Raw genomic sequence first — 14,370 nt, 5'->3', positions numbered from 1 at the left:
CCGCGCAAGGCCTGCAAGATCACACGCAACACCGCGGAACCCGAGGCGAACGCCTCCGTGCCGGTGACATGAATCATGACGGCATTCCAGGCACAAACCCTCAAGAGCTCCTTGACGGCCACCGCAGGGGCGCTCAACCGGCCCCGACCAGCACAGACCCGATCGTCCGCATCCCGAGATGCGCCGAAGATCTTCCGGCCGGAAGGACAGATTCCCGCAGATGGTGCGGTCGGGATGTACCGACCTGGTGCGGTTCGGGGGTCGCCCGTTATCCGATTTTGACATGGCGGGCCCCCTGAATGCCTTCGTCCGAATGGCAAGATGCCGTAATCACACGAGGTCGCGACACTCGAAGGCGTGTGCTCTCGTCGACCCAGGACCCAAGGCACCTGCCGAACCCATCGGCCGTTGCCCGCCCCATCGGCAACTCCACCCATCCGCCGGAGGAACCCACCATGACCGCAAGCTCCACCCGTCGTACGACCGCCGCGCACAACCGGCTAGCAGCGGTCGGTGCGATCGCGGTCGCAGGCGCTCTGCTGCTCACCGGTTGCGGTGACCAGACCAAGGACAGCGGCTCGGACAGCACCGACACCGCCTCGGCGCCCTCGGCACCGCTGGCCGACAAGCTGCCGCAGTCGATCCGTGACAAGGGCACCATCAAGGTCGGTTCCGACATCGCCTACGCGCCGGTCGAGTTCAAGGACAGCTCCGGCAAGACGGTCGGCATCGACCCGGACCTCGCGGCCGCGATGGGCAAGCAGCTGGGCGTGACGTTCGAGTTCGAGAACGGCACGTTCGACACGCTGATCACGGGTCTGCGCTCCAAGCGGTACGACATCGCCATGTCCGCGATGACCGACACCAAGGACCGCCAGGAGGGCGTCGACTCCGACACCGGCAAGAAGGTCGGCGAGGGCGTCGACTTCGTGGACTACTTCACCGCCGGTGTCTCGATCTACACCAAGAAGGGCGACGACCAGGGCATCAAGACCTGGTCCGACCTGTGCGGCAAGAAGATCGTGCTGCAGCGCGGCACGGTCTCCGAGGACCTCGCCAAGGCCGAGGCGAAGAAGTGCCCGGCCGGCAAGAAGCTGTCCATCGAGGCCTTCGACAACGACCAGCAGGCCCAGACCCGCCTGCGCGCGGGCGGCGCCGACGCCGGTTCCTCCGACTTCCCCGTGGCCGCGTACGCCGTGAAGACCTCCGGTGGCGGCAACGACTTCCAGCTGGTCGGCGAGCAGGTCGAGGCCGCGCCGTACGGCATCGCGGTGGCCAAGGACAACACGCAGCTGCGGGACGCCCTGAAGGCCGCGCTGGACGCGATCATCGAGAACGGCGAGTACGGCAAGATCATCGAGAAGTGGGGCGTCGCGGACGGCGCCGTCAAGGAAGCCACCATCAACGGCGGCAAGTGACCGCGGCCGGCGGGCACTGAAAGGCAACACCCGTGACTGTTGACATCGACAAGACGGACGGGCCGGCGGACACCCCGCCGGCCGGCCCGGAGGCCATCAAGGCCATTCCGGTCCGTCACTACGGCCGGTACGTCTCGGCCGTCGTCGCCCTCGCCGTGCTGGGCGGCATCGTCTACGCGTTCTCCCAGGGCAGGATCAACTGGGGGGCGATCCCGGACTACTTCTTCAACGACCGCATCCTCAGCGGCGTGGGCAAGACCCTTCTGCTCACGGTGCTGTGCATGCTGATCGGCGTCGTCGGCGGCATCCTGCTGGCGGTGATGCGCCTGTCGAAGAACCCGGTCACCTCGTCCATCGCGTGGTTCTACATCTGGTTCTTCCGCGGCACCCCGGTCCTGGTCCAGCTCATCGTCTGGTTCAACCTGGGCCTGGTCTTCGAGTACATCAACCTCGGGCCGGTCTACAAGGACGAGTGGTCGCAGTTCATGACCCCGTTCCTGACGGCACTGCTGGGCCTCGGCCTCAACGAGGCGGCGTACATGGCGGAGATCTGCCGGGCCGGTCTGCTCTCGGTCGACGAGGGCCAGACCGAGGCGGCGCACGCGCTGGGCATGAGCCACGGCAAGACGCTGCGCCGGATCGTCGTCCCGCAGGCGATGCGCGTGATCGTGCCGCCCACGGGCAACGAGGTCATCAACATGCTGAAGACGACCTCGCTGGTGTCCGTGGTCCAGTACTCGGAGCTGCTCCGCGTCGCCCAGGACATCGGCCAGACCTCCGGCGCCCCGGCCGAGATGCTGTTCCTCGCCGCGGCCTGGTACCTGGTGCTGACCTCGGTCTTCAGCGTCGGCCAGTACTACCTGGAGCGGTACTACGCCCGCGGTTCGAGCCGCAGCCTGCCGGCGACTCCGCTGCAGAAGATCAGGGCGAACCTGCTGTCCCTGTCGAACCGTCCGTCGGCGGGAGGTACCGCATGACCGCCATGGTGAAGGCCGAAGGCGTCCACAAGTCCTTCGGGCTCGTCGAGGTCCTCAAGGGCATCGACCTGGAAGTGAAGTCCGGCGAGGTGTTCTGCCTCATCGGCCCCTCCGGCTCCGGCAAGTCGACCTTCCTGCGCTGCATCAACCACCTGGAGAAGATCAACGCCGGGCGGCTGTACGTCGACGGTGAGCTGGTCGGCTACCGCCAGAAGGGCGACAAGCTGTACGAGCTGAAGGACGCCGAGGTCGCGGTCAAGCGCCGGGACATCGGCATGGTCTTCCAGCGCTTCAACCTGTTCCCGCACATGACGGCCGTGGAGAACATCATGGAGGCGCCGGTCCAGGTCAAGGGCACCAGCAGGGCCGAGGCCAGGGAGCGCGCGCTTGAGCTCCTGGAGCGGGTGGGGCTGGCCGACAAGGCGCAGAACTACCCCTCGCAGCTCTCCGGCGGCCAGCAGCAGCGTGTGGCGATCGCCCGGGCGCTGGCGATGGACCCGAAGCTGATGCTGTTCGACGAGCCGACCTCGGCCCTCGATCCGGAGCTGGTCGGCGACGTCCTGGACGTCATGCGCGACCTCGCCGAGTCCGGCATGACGATGATCGTCGTCACCCACGAGATGGGCTTCGCCCGGGAGGTCGGCGACAGCCTGGTCTTCATGGACGACGGCGTGGTGGTCGAGTCCGGCGACCCGAGGGAAGTACTGACGAACCCGCAGCACGAACGGACGCAGTCGTTCCTGTCGAAGGTGCTGTAGCGAGCCGGCGCGATCGGAGAAGGGGCGGTACGGGGATCCCCGTACCGCCCCTTCTCATGCCCCCGCTACTTCAGCCCCAGCAACAACGTGTCCGCGGGCGAGCACCACACCGGCCGCGCCTCCCCGAACCCCTTCTCGCGCAGCACGCGCGCGTGCCACGCCGCCGACGGCATGTCGCCGTCCGCGTGTTCGCCGTAGATCTCGAAGCGCTTGGCCGTCGGCTCGGCCAGCACCGGATCCTTGGCCGCCACCTGCCACCACTCGGCCCAGTTCAGGGCCCCGTCCCGCTTGGCCTGATCCATACGGGCGTGCCGCAGTGCGCGCTCCGCCGCGTTGATCCGGGGCGTGGCGTCGTCGATCATGTGGTCCGCGTTCATGAAGACACCGCCGTCGCGGACGAGCTCCGCGACCTGACCGTAGAGGGCCGCGAGGGGTTCGCTGTGGAGCCAGTGCAGGGCCGTGGCGGTCAGGACGGCGTCGTACGACTCGTACGGCAGCTTGGCGGGCCAGTCGGGGTCCTTGAGGTCGGCGGTGACGAGGGTGACCCGCTCGTCGCCCGCGAAGGTGCCCTCGGCGATGGCGAGGAGCGCCGGGTCGAGGTCGACGCCGGTGCTGGTGGCCTCCGGGAACCGGGCGAGCAGGCGGGCCGTGATGGTTCCCGTGCCGCACGCGAGGTCCAGCACGCGCGGGGCGGTGCCGACGAGGGCCTCGACCATGTCGAGCATGGTCCGGAAGCGTTCCTCCCGGTCGGGCATGTACCACCCCTGCTGGCGGTCCCAGCTCTCCTGCCAGGCCTGCCAGTCGGCGCCGGTCGTCGTGGTGTCCGTGTCCGTCATCGAGCCCCTCCGTCATGAGATGCCATGTAACACACGTCACGTAATACCCTGGATGCACGACCGGCTGTTACCCCGACCGCATCACGACCATAGAACGCCTCCGTAAGGACTACAAGTGGAACTGGCCTATTACTCGGATTACGCGGTACGTCTCGTCAACAGCGAGGAACCGGGCCGGGGCAAGGACTCTCTGACCTCGGTCGAGGCCGTCCGCGACCTGTTCGGGGTCAACCAGTCGGCGGCCCGCCGCGCCACCGACGCGGACGTGACGCGGTTCCGCTCGGTCCGGGCCCGGCTGCGTGCGGTCTTCGAGGCGGCGGACGGCGGCGACGAGACCCTCGCGGTGGACCTGCTGAACTCACTGCTGCTGGAGTTCCCGGTGAGCCCGCAGATCTCCGGCCACGACTTCCGGGACGACGACGGCCGCCCGCTGTGGCACATGCACCTGGCGGACCATCCCTCCAACGCGACCGCCGGCTTCGCGGCCATCGCGGCGATGGGCCTGGCGTTCCACCTGACGGAGTACGGCGTGGACCGCCTCGGCCTGTGCGAGGCGGCACCGTGCCGCAACGCCTACCTGGACACCTCCACGAACCGCTCCCGGCGCTACTGCTCCGACCGCTGCGCCACCCGCGCCAACGTGGCGGCCTACCGCGCCCGCAAGCGCCTGGAGGCGGACCGGTCGGGCAGGACCGGCCTGGCGGCCGACAGCGCCCAGCGCAGCACGGCGAGCGGCGAGCGCTGATCCGGCTTCAGCGGCCGGTAGCGGAAACGGACCTTGCCCAGGATCAGCTCGTCGGGCACGGGCCCGTAGTCGGTGCTGTCGCCACCGGCGTACGCGTTGTCCCCGAGCACCCACCAGCCGCCCTCACGGCGCTCCGCCGCGCGCTTGACGACGAGCAGGTCCTGCTGGAACGGATGGCGCAGGACGACGATGTCGCCGGGCCTGATCCGGCCCCGGTGCCGCACCACGAGCCAATCGCCGTGGTACAGCGTGGGCACCATCGACGGCCCGGTCACCTCGACCCAGCCGAAGGGCCGCTCCGCCCTCCCCCGTTCGGCATCCTGCGACAGCTCCGGCATCACCCGGCACCTCCCCGGTTCGTCCTCCACCAGTCTCAGTCTCACCCCGGACTTTTGTCCTAAGCCCATGGGGGCACTCGCGAAATCCCCTCCCCCGGGGAGTAATGTCGCACCTGAGAAGACGATCACGAGGAAGGATTGCTTCATGCTTTCCCGCCTGTTCGCCCCCAAGGTCAAGGTCAGCGCCCACTGCGACCTGCCCTGCGGCGTGTACGACCCGGCCCAGGCCCGCATCGAGGCGGAGTCGGTGAAGGCCATCCAGGAAAAGATGGCCGGCAACGACGACCCGCACTTCCAGGCGCGCGCCACCACCATCAAGGAGCAGCGCGCGGAGCTCGCGAAGCACCACGTCTCCGTGCTGTGGAGCGACTACTTCAAGCCGCCGCACTTCGAGAAGTACCCGGAGCTGCACCAGCTGGTCAACGACGCCCTGAAGGCCCTCTCGGCCGCCAAGGGCTCGACCGACCCGGCCACGGGCCAGAAGGCGCTGGACTACATCGCCCAGATCGACAAGATCTTCTGGGAGACCAAGAAGGCTTGATCTATGGCTAGGCAGCCTGACCTGCGGTTTCGCGGGTCGCATCGCCTACCTGTCCGCACCCGGTCCGCAGGCCGCCGAGAACGGCGTCCATGACGGAGCGGGTGCGGTCTTCTTCTCCGGGCCACAGGTGCGCGTAGATCCGCAGCGTGATGACGGCGGACGCGTGGCCGAGGACGAGCTGGACCTGCTTGCCGCTCGCTCCGCCGGCGATGAGGGCGGAGGCGTAGAAGTGGCGCAGGTCGTGGGTCACCATGTGCGGCAACTCGCCGGGCTTACGGCTCTCCCGCTCGGCCGCCTCGGCCTCCGCCGCTTGGAGCGTCCTGCGAGCGCAGTTCCACTCCGTCTTCCAGCGGCGGTAGTTGAGGGGCTCACCCTCCTCCATCCTGAACAGCCACTCCTTGGAGGGGCGTGCGGCGAGGTGCGTGAGGAGGGCGTCTGTGACGACCTCGCCGACCGGGACGGTGCGCCGGGACTTGGCGGTCTTCGGCAGGCCGACCTTCCCGGACTGGAGGCGCTGGCGCTCGACGCGGATGGTGCCGGCCTTGAAGTCGACGTCCGACACCTTGAGGCCGAGCAACTCGCCTATTCGCAAGCCTGATCCGGCGAGCGTGACGATGGCCGCGCGGATGTACGGCGGCATCACGTCCATCGCCTTGGCCGGCGCCCCCGACCCCGGCCGCGACCCCACCGCCACCTACACCCAGCTCGCCCGGCGCCTAGACCACCATGTCAACCTGCGCACCCGGGAGCTCGGTGGAGAGAAGCCGCCGCAGCATGTGAGGCACTGCCCCGTACGCACCGCGCCTGGCGACCGCTACCTCACCGACGCCGAGTGGGCCGAGGTCGCCCGCCGCGTCGTCGCCGCCACGGGCATCGCCCCCGAGGGCGACGAGAAGGCGTGCCGATGGATCGCGGTCCGGCACGCCGACGACCACATCCACATCATGGCCACCACCGTCCGTGCCGACGGCCGCCGCCCCCGTACGAACCGGGACGGCTGGCGGGCACAGCGGGAATGCCGCAAGATCGAGGCTGAGTTCGGGCTGCGCCGCCTCAAGTCCGGCGACCTCACCGCCCCGCGCACCCCCACCGGAGCCGAGCACGCGAAGGCCGAGCGCCAAGGGCGGGATGAGGCCGCGCGAGAGTGGCTGGGCGAGCGGGCGTACGCGGTCGCCGCCGCCGTACGCAGCATCGACGAGTACTTCACCGTGCTGCACTCCCTAGGCATCCAGATCAGGCCGCGCATCGGCCCCGAGACCGGCGAGGTGACCGGCTACAGCCTGGCCGCGCCCGGCGACACGGCCAACGGCGAGCCGGTCTGGTACGGCGGCTCAAAGCTCGCCCCCGACCTGTCCTACAACCGTCTGTGCGAACGCCTCCCGACCCAGGACCTGGCCGACCGCCCTCAACCGGTGGCGGACCCGGCCGAGCCGTGGCGCCGCGCCGTAGCTGCCATCCGCCACGCCCACGCCGTCCTCAACTCGGCTGGCGACGCCGTGGCACAGGGCCACCTGGATGCCTTCGGCGACACCCTCCACAACCTGGCCCTCGCCACCCACGGCTCGCACCGGGCCGAACTACAAGCAGCGGCACAGGTGTTCAGCCGAGCCCGCCGCTCGGCGATCCGGGCCGACCATCAAGCCGCCACCGCCCTACGGGAAGCCGCCAAGCAACTCGTCTACGCCACACACGATCCGGGCGGACTCACCATCGCCCTTGATCTTTGCCGCACTCCAGTTGGCGCGGGCAGCCGCCAAGTGGCACGAACAACGCGGCCACGAGCAGCAGGCCGCCGCAGCTGAGCAAGCCTTCCGTCACCTACAGGCCGGTTACCAGGAAGCCGCCGCGCCAGTCCTGGCGGATCTCACCCGACGCGCGCCACGCGCCGCCACCATCAGCCGCTTCGAGCAGGATCTACGCGCAGCCCTCCCCGACCAGGCCGACCGCATCCTCGCCGATCCCGCCTGGCCAGCCCTGACCACAACCCTCGCCCGCGCCGAGACCGCCGGCCACAACCCCCGGCGTCTCTTGGCCGAAGTCGCCGCCCAGCGAGAACTCGACACCGCCGAACGCCCTGCCGAGGTCCTCAACTGGCGCATCACCGTCCAGCCGAACAGGCGAGCACAGGCAGCACGCAGGCGAAGTACCCGGACACCCACGCCCGTCACACCCGCACCGCAGCCCACACCCATGACAGTGAGCGAACCGCCACTGGACCGCAACCGACGCCGCTAGCGAAGTTGGCCCTCAGCGACGGCAGACGAGGATGCCGCCCAGGCACGTGACCTCGAAGGCCCCGTACTGGGCGATGTGATCGACGAGAATCGCGCGGGCCCGCTCGATCGTGGCCTCGAACGGCACATCGTGCTGGTCCGCCCAGGCCCGGTAGGACGCCATGTGCGCGATGACCGGCTCGGGATCCTGGACCGAGATGGTGCCGGGCAGTTCGATCGTCTCCACGCGACCGAACTGCTCCCCCAGGAAGGCCCCGGCCTTCTCCAGGGAGAAGCGGGCGCTGAGCGAGATGCGGGCTGGGCCCCGTCCGGTGCCGAGGACGTCGCCTGCGGCCCGCTGCCACAGGTCGTCGAGTTCGGCCTTGTCCTGGTCGCTGTTGGTGGAGGCGATCACCAGCCCGTCACGGGCGACGACGCGGGATAGCTCCCGCACTGCCTGGGGGATGTCGGGGACGTGGTAGAGCATGTGCAGCGCCAGGGCGGCGTCGACACTCGCCGTGACCAGCGGCAGGCGGGTGGCATCCGCCACGGCGACGGGGCCCGGCACGCTAGCGAGGATGCCGGGGGCGATGTCCAGGCCGAGCAGGGCCAGATCGGGCCGCTCGTCGCGAAGCCGCTGGATGAACTTGCCATTGCCGCAGCCGACATCGACCAGGCGCCCATGCACACCGCTCAGTTGCTCGGCGACGATGCCGGGCAGGTCGTAACGGGGCTTCTGCCACTGGTAGAGCGACTGGCGGGCGGCCAGATCCCGGTCACTACTGTAGGCGCTCCCGGCAAGGCGGCTCCGGTCGGTGACAGCGGCGTTGTGTGCGGCGGACAGTTCGGTCACGTCGGCAGCTCCGGTGGGCGGGCGGCGGGTGAGGCCGCGAGGACGGCCGTGTGCTGGAGTCGTTCGCGTAGGTGTGCGGCCTGCGCGGCTCCACCGTACTGCGGGCCGCTCAGCTCCCGGCCCAGAGCAGTGAGCCGGCGCACGACAGCGGGTACGCCTACGACGCGTTCGGCCGGGCCACCGCCCTGCCCGGCGGTGCGGCGATCGACTACTACACCACCGATCTCGTCCACCGGCAGATCGCCAACGGCAAGCGGCAGACCTGGCAGCTCGACGCCGCCCACCGGTTCCGTTCCTGGACGGTGGAGACCGGCAGCGCAAGCACCTGGACCCGGACCGAGTCCAAGCTCAACCACTACGACGGTGATTCGGACAGCCCTCGCTGGATCGTCGAGGACACCGCCACGGGAGCGCTCACCCGCAACGTGGACTCACTCGGCGGATCCCTCGCCGCGACCACGAGCAAGACCGGCGACACGGTTCTGCAGCTCACCGACATCCACGGGGACGTGGCTCTCCAGCTCCCGCTGGACGGGGCCACGGCGCCCGTCGCCCTCGACACGGAGGAATACGGAAAGGCCCGCGGCGGCACGGCGGCCCCCCGGTACGGCTGGCTCGGTGGAGAGCAGCGCTCCAGCGAGACCGTCACCGGGCTCACTCTCATGGGAGTTCGCCTGTACGACACCACCGCGGGACGGTTCACGTCGGTGGACCCGGTCGTCGGCGGCAACGCCAACGCCTACGACTACTGCTCGGGCGATCCGATCGACTGCACGGACACGACCGGCCGGTTCAGCATCAACGACATCTGGCACGAGGGCGTGGCCTGCGCCAAGTACTGGTGGGCCTGCTGGGGTGTCGCCGACGACAGCTACTGGGCACTGAAGGAGGCCAAGAAGGCGTACAAGAACTCCAACAAGCAGAACGCGTACCGGCACTGCATCTGGCAGGCCATGCTGGTGTGGGACTTCGGTAAGACGATCGCCAAGGCGTTCGGCGACGCCCACGAGAAGAAGCACAAGAATTCCAAGAACAAGGCCCAGCGGAGGGACTCGAAGGTCGACTACTACAACAACAAAGTAGGCCGGAAGATCGGCAGCCAGATCACCGCGTGGACCCGGTGGGGCGCGCACAAGGCAGCCTGCAGCAGGTGCAAGAAGGCTTTGAAGAACGGCAAGCTGGCCCTGCGCTGACCCGATGAACACCCCTGTGCCGGGTGGCGAGGTACACCTCGCCACCCGGCCTCCCCACATCACCAGAGAGAGCACTGCTCAATGAACTCGTCAGCACAGCGGCTGGCCCCGCGATGGACCATCGTTCTGGCACTGGACACGGTCACCACGTCTCTCACCGCGCTCGTATCGGTGGGCATCGGTCTGCTGCTGCCGGGAATCACCGAGAACTACGACGCGTCCCTGGCCGACTCCATCCCCTATTTCGCCCTTGCCGCCTTCCTCCTGCTGTCGCTCGCCGTCACCGCCTCGGTCGTCCGTAACCGGGTCGGGGGCCGGAATAGCGACAAGGCGGTGCGCGTCTGCCTCTCGCTGTCGGCCGTGCGACTCGGGCTCATCGTCTGCGGCTTCCTCGTATACGTGGTCTACGGGGCGCTCACGTACGGATTCTGAGAACCTCCCCGCTTCGGCGTAGTCGCGTGAAGCCCGGTTTGTGATCAGTCGGGGCCGAGGAGTGCGAGGGGGCGACGTGGGTTGCGGGCATTGTGGCGGAGGCCGGCCGCGACGTTCTTCACTCCGGCTGCCCTGTTCCAGCCGTCCGAGGGTGAGCGGACCACGCGCCGGCTGCCGCTGGTGGCCGAGGCCGCGCCGGGCACGTACGACAAGGTGTCGTTCTCCTGGCGGCGTTCGGAGGCCGACGAGTGGGTGCGGATCCCGGCCGGTGACGTCACCTCCGGCGACACCGCGCTGACCGCCTGGCCGGTGGCACTGACCGACGGCAGGAACTCCCCGCTCGTGTGGTCGGCCACCGACACCGTCGACCCGGACGGCACGGTCCAGATCAAGGCCGACTTCACCGGCCCCACCTCCGCCGCGCGCAGCACCGACCCGCTGACCGTTGTAGTGGATCGCAACGCCAACACGGCCGCGACGACGGACGTCGGACCCGGTTCGCTGAACCTGCTCACCGGTGACTCCACGCTCTGCGCCGACGACGCCTCGTTCTTCGGCATGAGCGTCACGCGCAGCATCTCCTCGCGCACCCCCGGCGAGGGCGCGAAGCAGGAGGGCCAGGCCGCGATCTTCGGCAAGGAGTGGACCTCCGGCACGGTCGCGGAGACGTCCCAGTCCGACTACACCTACCTGGAGAAGGTCTCCAACACGGCCCGGCGGGTGGTGACGCAGGACCAGCGCAAGCTGAGCTTCACCGCGAACGCCGCGCAGACCGGCTGGATCGCCGAGCACGGCCTCGACGACCTGGCAGGTGACCGGCTCACTGCTGGGCGGCCTGACGAACTCGACGACCACGGTCGCCTCCGAGAACGTCGTGGTGGCCGGCGAGACGCTGGCCTGTCCCAAGCGGATCATCGCCCCGACGGCGGCCGCCACCGCGGCCGCGTGCGAGGCCGATCACGGTGAGTTCGCTCATGCTCATGGGCGTGCGCCTCGGCAACCCGGACACCGGGCGCTTCCTCTCCGTCGCCCCCGTCCACGGCGGGAACGGTCCGCTGCTGGAGGCCGTGGTGGTCGCCGAAGTACTTCCTCAGGCTCGGCCTGACCAGGTCGGAGACCGCCTGGGTTCACCAGCTGTGCCAAGGACATCAAGTGGACCCCGAAGAACTGGAAGCACGCGATCACCGCGCTGCGCGGATACCTCTGGTACTGCACCACGGTGGCCGCGTGCGCCGCCGCAGTCCTGGCGGCCCTGGCCATCCCCCTCGCGGACCAGCACGAGACCGCACTCGCCGTAGTCCTGGCCGTGGGCTGCGCCTCCTTCGTCGTCGACGCGACGCGGCGGGTCCGCAGGAGCGGCAGGGACTGACGTCGGCACCGACCGGGGCGCCCCGTACACGGGGCGCCCCGGTTCTCTGTACGAACAACCCGCGCTGCGGCAGCACATCAAGGACACCATGGACGGCTGAAGGCCCCGGCGAACCGTCAGGTCAGTGGAACTGAGGCACGATCAGATAGATGCCGTACGCCACCACCGCCGCGCAGGCGAGGAAGCACAGGCCGGCCTGGGTGAGGGCGACGGCGGATGTGCCGTTCTGTTCCCGGGCGTCCTCGTAGCGGGCGAGGCCGAGAATGCCGAGGGCGAAGACGACGACCACGGCGACGGTGACGCCGATGCTCACCGCGGCGACCTGGCCCAGTGCGGTCCAGTCGAGACTCATGCTGTGAACTCCCGTGACTCAGGCGGCCGTACCGACGCTCGACGGCGTGGTGGCTCGGATGGCGACCTCGTGGGCGTCGTTGACGTTGTTGGCGTGCACCGGGTTGCGCCGGGAGAGGGCCACGATGCCCGCGGCGACGGCCGCGCCCACCAGGGCGACGACGACCGTGCCCGTGTTCCCGCCGTGCTTGACCACGCTCGCGGAGACACCGCCGACCAGCGCGGCGGCGGGCAGCGTGACCAGCCAGGCGATCACCATCCGGCCGGCGACGCCCCAGCGGACCTCCGCCAGCCGCCGGCCCAGCCCCGCGCCGAGGATGCTGCCCGAGGCGACCTGCGTGGTGGACAGGGCGAAGCCGAGGTGCGCGGAGGTCAGGATGACGGTCGTGGAGGCGGTCTCTGCGGCGAAGCCCTGCGGCGACTGGATCTCGGTCAGGCCCTTGCCCATCGTGCGGATGATCCGCCAGCCGCCCAGATACGTGCCGAGGCCGATCGCGAGGCCCGCGGACGCGATCACCCAGAACGGCGGACCGGCGTCGTGGCCGAGCGCCCCCGCGGAGATCAGGGTCAGCGTGATGACGCCCATGGTCTTCTGCGCGTCGTTCGTGCCGTGCGCGAGCGAGACCAGCGAGGCCGAGGCGATCTGACCGAGCCTGAAGCCCTTGGTCACCGACTGCTTGCGGGCACGGGTGGTGAGCCGGTAGGCGAAGTACGTCGCGATCAGCGCCGCGACCCCGGCCACCACCGGCGAGGCCACCGCCGGGATCAGCACCTTTTCGACAACCTTGTCGAAATGCACTCCGTCGGAGCCGGCACCGACCCAGACCGCCCCGATCAGCCCGCCGAACAGCGCGTGCGACGAACTGGACGGCAGTCCGACCAGCCAGGTCAGCAGGTTCCACAGGATCGCACCGACAAGGCCCGCGAAGATCATTCCAGGCGTGACGAGGGTGTCGTCCACGATGCCGCCGGAGATTGTCTTCGCAACCTCGGTGGACAGGAAGGCGCCGACCACATTGAGGATCCCGCTGATCAGTACGGCCGTTCTCGGCCGCAGCGCCCCCGTGGCGATGGAGGTGGCCATCGCGTTCGCCGTGTCGTGGAACCCGTTGGTGAAGTCGAAGGCGAGCGCCGTGACGATGACGACGGCCACCAGGAACGTGATGTGGTCCATTCCTTAATGCAAACAAGCGGAAGGCAATCTCAGGCGAACTGAAGGCAAAGGCTGTTCCAGGACCACGCGCCCGAGTGATGGAGGGCGTGCGATGCTGACGTGGTGACGCCATTGTCTACGATCACGCCATGAGCATCCGTTGGACGTACGCCTTCGCCGACCGGCCCCAGGACGTGTTCGGCCGGGCAGGTGAGTTCTGGACCGCGGTGACGGACACGCGGCTGTCCGAACTCCGGGGTGAGCGGGACGAGTTCGTGACTCTCGTGCCGGGTGAGGGCGATGCGTGTGCGAAGGTCCAGGGCGTCGTCGAGGGCGCGGGCGGGGCGCATCTCGACTTCGCCGTCGAGGACGTACCGGAGTTCGTCGTGTCGGCGCTGCGGCTCGGGGCGAGGGCGGTGGCCGATCACGGCACGCTGGTCGTGCTGCGCTCCCCCGCCGGGCAGCTGTTCTGCACGGTGCCGTGGCGCGGCGAGTCGGTCCGGCCGCCGGTCGTGCGGGGCAGCCGCCTCGACCAGGTCTGCATCGACATCCCGCCTTCCCTCTACGACGCCGAAGTCGCCTTCTGGAGCGGCCTGTTGCCCGAGTGGCAGTCGCTGCCCGGCTCGCTCCCCGAGTTCCACGTGCTCAAGCCGCCGCCCGGCCTGCCCATCCGCATCCTCCTCCAGCGCCTCGGCGAGGAACGGCCCCTCTCCGCCCACCTGGACCTGGCCTGCGCGGACATCGAGGCGACCCGCGCCGCCCACGAGCGGCTCGGTGCGCGTCTGGTCGCTCACGGCAGCCACTGGACCGTGATGCGGGACCCGGCGGACGGCCTCTACTGCCTGACGGGACGCGATCCGGAGACGGGCGGGCTGCCTAGTGCCCCGGCAGGCAACGTTCGCCCCGTCGCGACGCCCGGCACGCTCCCCCACTGCCTTAAGGGCGTGGGAGGTGCCCCACTCGCCGCACCGGACGCCGCTCCTTAACGGGCAAACGTTGCCTGCCGGGGCACTAGTGTGATGCACCAGAAATCCTGAGGGTTAGTCCTCCTCTGTTTCCTGACTGTTGGTTCCGACCTTGGTGAGGTAGTCGGCGAGCGAGTTGAGGATCTCGTCGGCGGTCTTGGTCCAGGCGAAGGGCCGTGGGTTCTCGTTCCAGGTGTCGATCCACCCGGCGATGTCGTCTTCCAGGGC

The 14,370-nt window shown here is 69.2% G+C and carries 13 protein-coding genes and 4 pseudogenes; 11 read left to right on the top strand and 6 right to left on the bottom strand.

What is annotated here, in order from left to right; all coding sequences use genetic code 11:
- Positions 1 to 455 precede the first annotated feature (455 nt).
- Genes ABT063_RS35135 through ABT063_RS35125 form a run of 3 tightly spaced genes read left to right on the top strand, consistent with a single transcriptional unit; the run spans position 456 to position 3,153 of the window.
- Entirely contained in the window at positions 456 to 1,418 is a 963-nt protein-coding gene (locus tag ABT063_RS35135) for an ABC transporter substrate-binding protein (RefSeq protein WP_351064129.1), read from the top strand.
- A 32-nt stretch (positions 1,419 to 1,450) separates the two neighbouring features.
- Complete coding sequence (locus tag ABT063_RS35130) at positions 1,451 to 2,395, top strand: amino acid ABC transporter permease (RefSeq protein ID WP_351064127.1); 945 nt, start codon at positions 1,451 to 1,453, stop codon at positions 2,393 to 2,395.
- On the top strand, positions 2,392 to 3,153 hold the full coding sequence (locus ABT063_RS35125) for an amino acid ABC transporter ATP-binding protein (RefSeq protein WP_351064125.1): 762 nt from the start codon (positions 2,392 to 2,394) through the stop codon (positions 3,151 to 3,153). The genes ABT063_RS35130 and ABT063_RS35125 overlap by 4 nt, the downstream gene beginning before the upstream one ends.
- Before the next feature lie 65 nt (positions 3,154 to 3,218).
- Here ABT063_RS35125 and ABT063_RS35120 read toward each other — a convergent pair whose 3' ends face one another.
- On the bottom strand, positions 3,219 to 3,989 hold the full coding sequence (locus tag ABT063_RS35120) for a class I SAM-dependent methyltransferase (RefSeq protein WP_351064123.1): 771 nt from the start codon (positions 3,987 to 3,989) through the stop codon (positions 3,219 to 3,221).
- 115 nt (positions 3,990 to 4,104) lie between these two features.
- Here ABT063_RS35120 and ABT063_RS35115 point away from each other — a divergent pair, with 115 nt between their 5' ends.
- Positions 4,105 to 4,734: a CGNR zinc finger domain-containing protein gene (locus tag ABT063_RS35115; protein WP_351064121.1), complete on the top strand. Its 630-nt coding sequence runs from the start codon at positions 4,105 to 4,107 to the stop codon at positions 4,732 to 4,734.
- On the opposite strand, the gene sodX is transcribed toward ABT063_RS35115, so the two are convergent.
- Positions 4,638 to 5,072 carry a nickel-type superoxide dismutase maturation protease gene (gene sodX, locus ABT063_RS35110; RefSeq protein ID WP_351064119.1) on the bottom strand — a complete coding sequence of 145 codons (435 nt, stop codon included), beginning with the start codon at positions 5,070 to 5,072 and terminating at the stop codon, positions 4,638 to 4,640. The two genes, ABT063_RS35115 and sodX, sit on opposite strands and share 97 nt — an antisense overlap.
- A gap of 145 nt (positions 5,073 to 5,217) precedes the next feature.
- On the opposite strand from sodX, the gene sodN reads away from it, so the two are divergent.
- Positions 5,218 to 5,613, top strand: a complete 396-nt coding sequence (gene sodN, locus ABT063_RS35105; protein ID WP_059416585.1) for a superoxide dismutase, Ni — start codon at positions 5,218 to 5,220, stop codon at positions 5,611 to 5,613.
- A gap of 7 nt (positions 5,614 to 5,620) precedes the next feature.
- Here sodN and ABT063_RS35100 read toward each other — a convergent pair.
- Positions 5,621 to 6,265, bottom strand: a pseudogene (locus tag ABT063_RS35100) (site-specific integrase); the annotation flags it as partial.
- Here ABT063_RS35100 and ABT063_RS35095 point away from each other — a divergent pair.
- Positions 6,228 to 7,848, top strand: a pseudogene (locus tag ABT063_RS35095) (relaxase/mobilization nuclease domain-containing protein). The pseudogenes ABT063_RS35100 and ABT063_RS35095 sit on opposite strands and share 38 nt — an antisense overlap.
- 12 nt (positions 7,849 to 7,860) lie before the next feature.
- On the opposite strand, the gene ABT063_RS35090 reads toward ABT063_RS35095, so the two are convergent.
- The gene (locus tag ABT063_RS35090) at positions 7,861 to 8,679 is read right to left on the bottom strand and encodes a class I SAM-dependent methyltransferase (protein WP_351064118.1); all 819 of its coding nucleotides are present in this window, start codon (positions 8,677 to 8,679) and stop codon (positions 7,861 to 7,863) included.
- Positions 8,680 to 8,822: 143 nt separating this feature from the next.
- Between ABT063_RS35090 and ABT063_RS52410 the strand changes: the two are divergent.
- From ABT063_RS52410 to ABT063_RS35070, 4 genes and pseudogenes are all read left to right on the top strand, one after another.
- Positions 8,823 to 9,872: pseudogene (locus ABT063_RS52410) on the top strand (DUF6973 domain-containing protein); the annotation flags it as partial.
- Positions 9,873 to 9,953: 81 nt separating this feature from the next.
- Positions 9,954 to 10,304 carry a hypothetical protein gene (locus tag ABT063_RS35080; protein ID WP_351064116.1) on the top strand — a complete coding sequence of 117 codons (351 nt, stop codon included), beginning with the start codon at positions 9,954 to 9,956 and terminating at the stop codon, positions 10,302 to 10,304.
- 123 nt (positions 10,305 to 10,427) lie between these two features.
- Positions 10,428 to 11,262, top strand: a pseudogene (locus ABT063_RS35075) (sugar-binding protein); the annotation flags it as partial.
- Between the two features lie 261 nt (positions 11,263 to 11,523).
- A complete protein-coding gene (locus tag ABT063_RS35070) occupies positions 11,524 to 11,673 on the top strand; it encodes a hypothetical protein (protein WP_351064114.1) in 150 nt (49 codons plus the stop codon).
- 121 nt (positions 11,674 to 11,794) lie between these two features.
- Here ABT063_RS35070 and ABT063_RS35065 read toward each other — a convergent pair whose 3' ends face one another.
- On the bottom strand, positions 11,795 to 12,025 hold the full coding sequence (locus ABT063_RS35065; protein ID WP_351064112.1) for a hypothetical protein: 231 nt from the start codon (positions 12,023 to 12,025) through the stop codon (positions 11,795 to 11,797).
- A gap of 18 nt (positions 12,026 to 12,043) precedes the next feature.
- Positions 12,044 to 13,198, bottom strand: coding sequence for an inorganic phosphate transporter (locus tag ABT063_RS35060; RefSeq protein ID WP_351064110.1), 1,155 nt, complete (start codon positions 13,196 to 13,198; stop codon positions 12,044 to 12,046).
- A gap of 128 nt (positions 13,199 to 13,326) precedes the next feature.
- On the opposite strand from ABT063_RS35060, the gene ABT063_RS35055 reads away from it, so the two are divergent.
- Positions 13,327 to 14,163, top strand: a complete 837-nt coding sequence (locus tag ABT063_RS35055) for a VOC family protein (protein WP_351064109.1) — start codon at positions 13,327 to 13,329, stop codon at positions 14,161 to 14,163.
- Positions 14,164 to 14,370: the final 207 nt, after the last annotated feature.

Source organism: Streptomyces sp. NPDC002838 (assembly GCF_040295365.1).
Classification (GTDB): domain Bacteria; phylum Actinomycetota; class Actinomycetes; order Streptomycetales; family Streptomycetaceae; genus Streptomyces.
The sequence above is the reverse complement of the archived record's forward strand: the minus strand, read 5'-3'. Positions and strand labels throughout refer to the sequence as shown.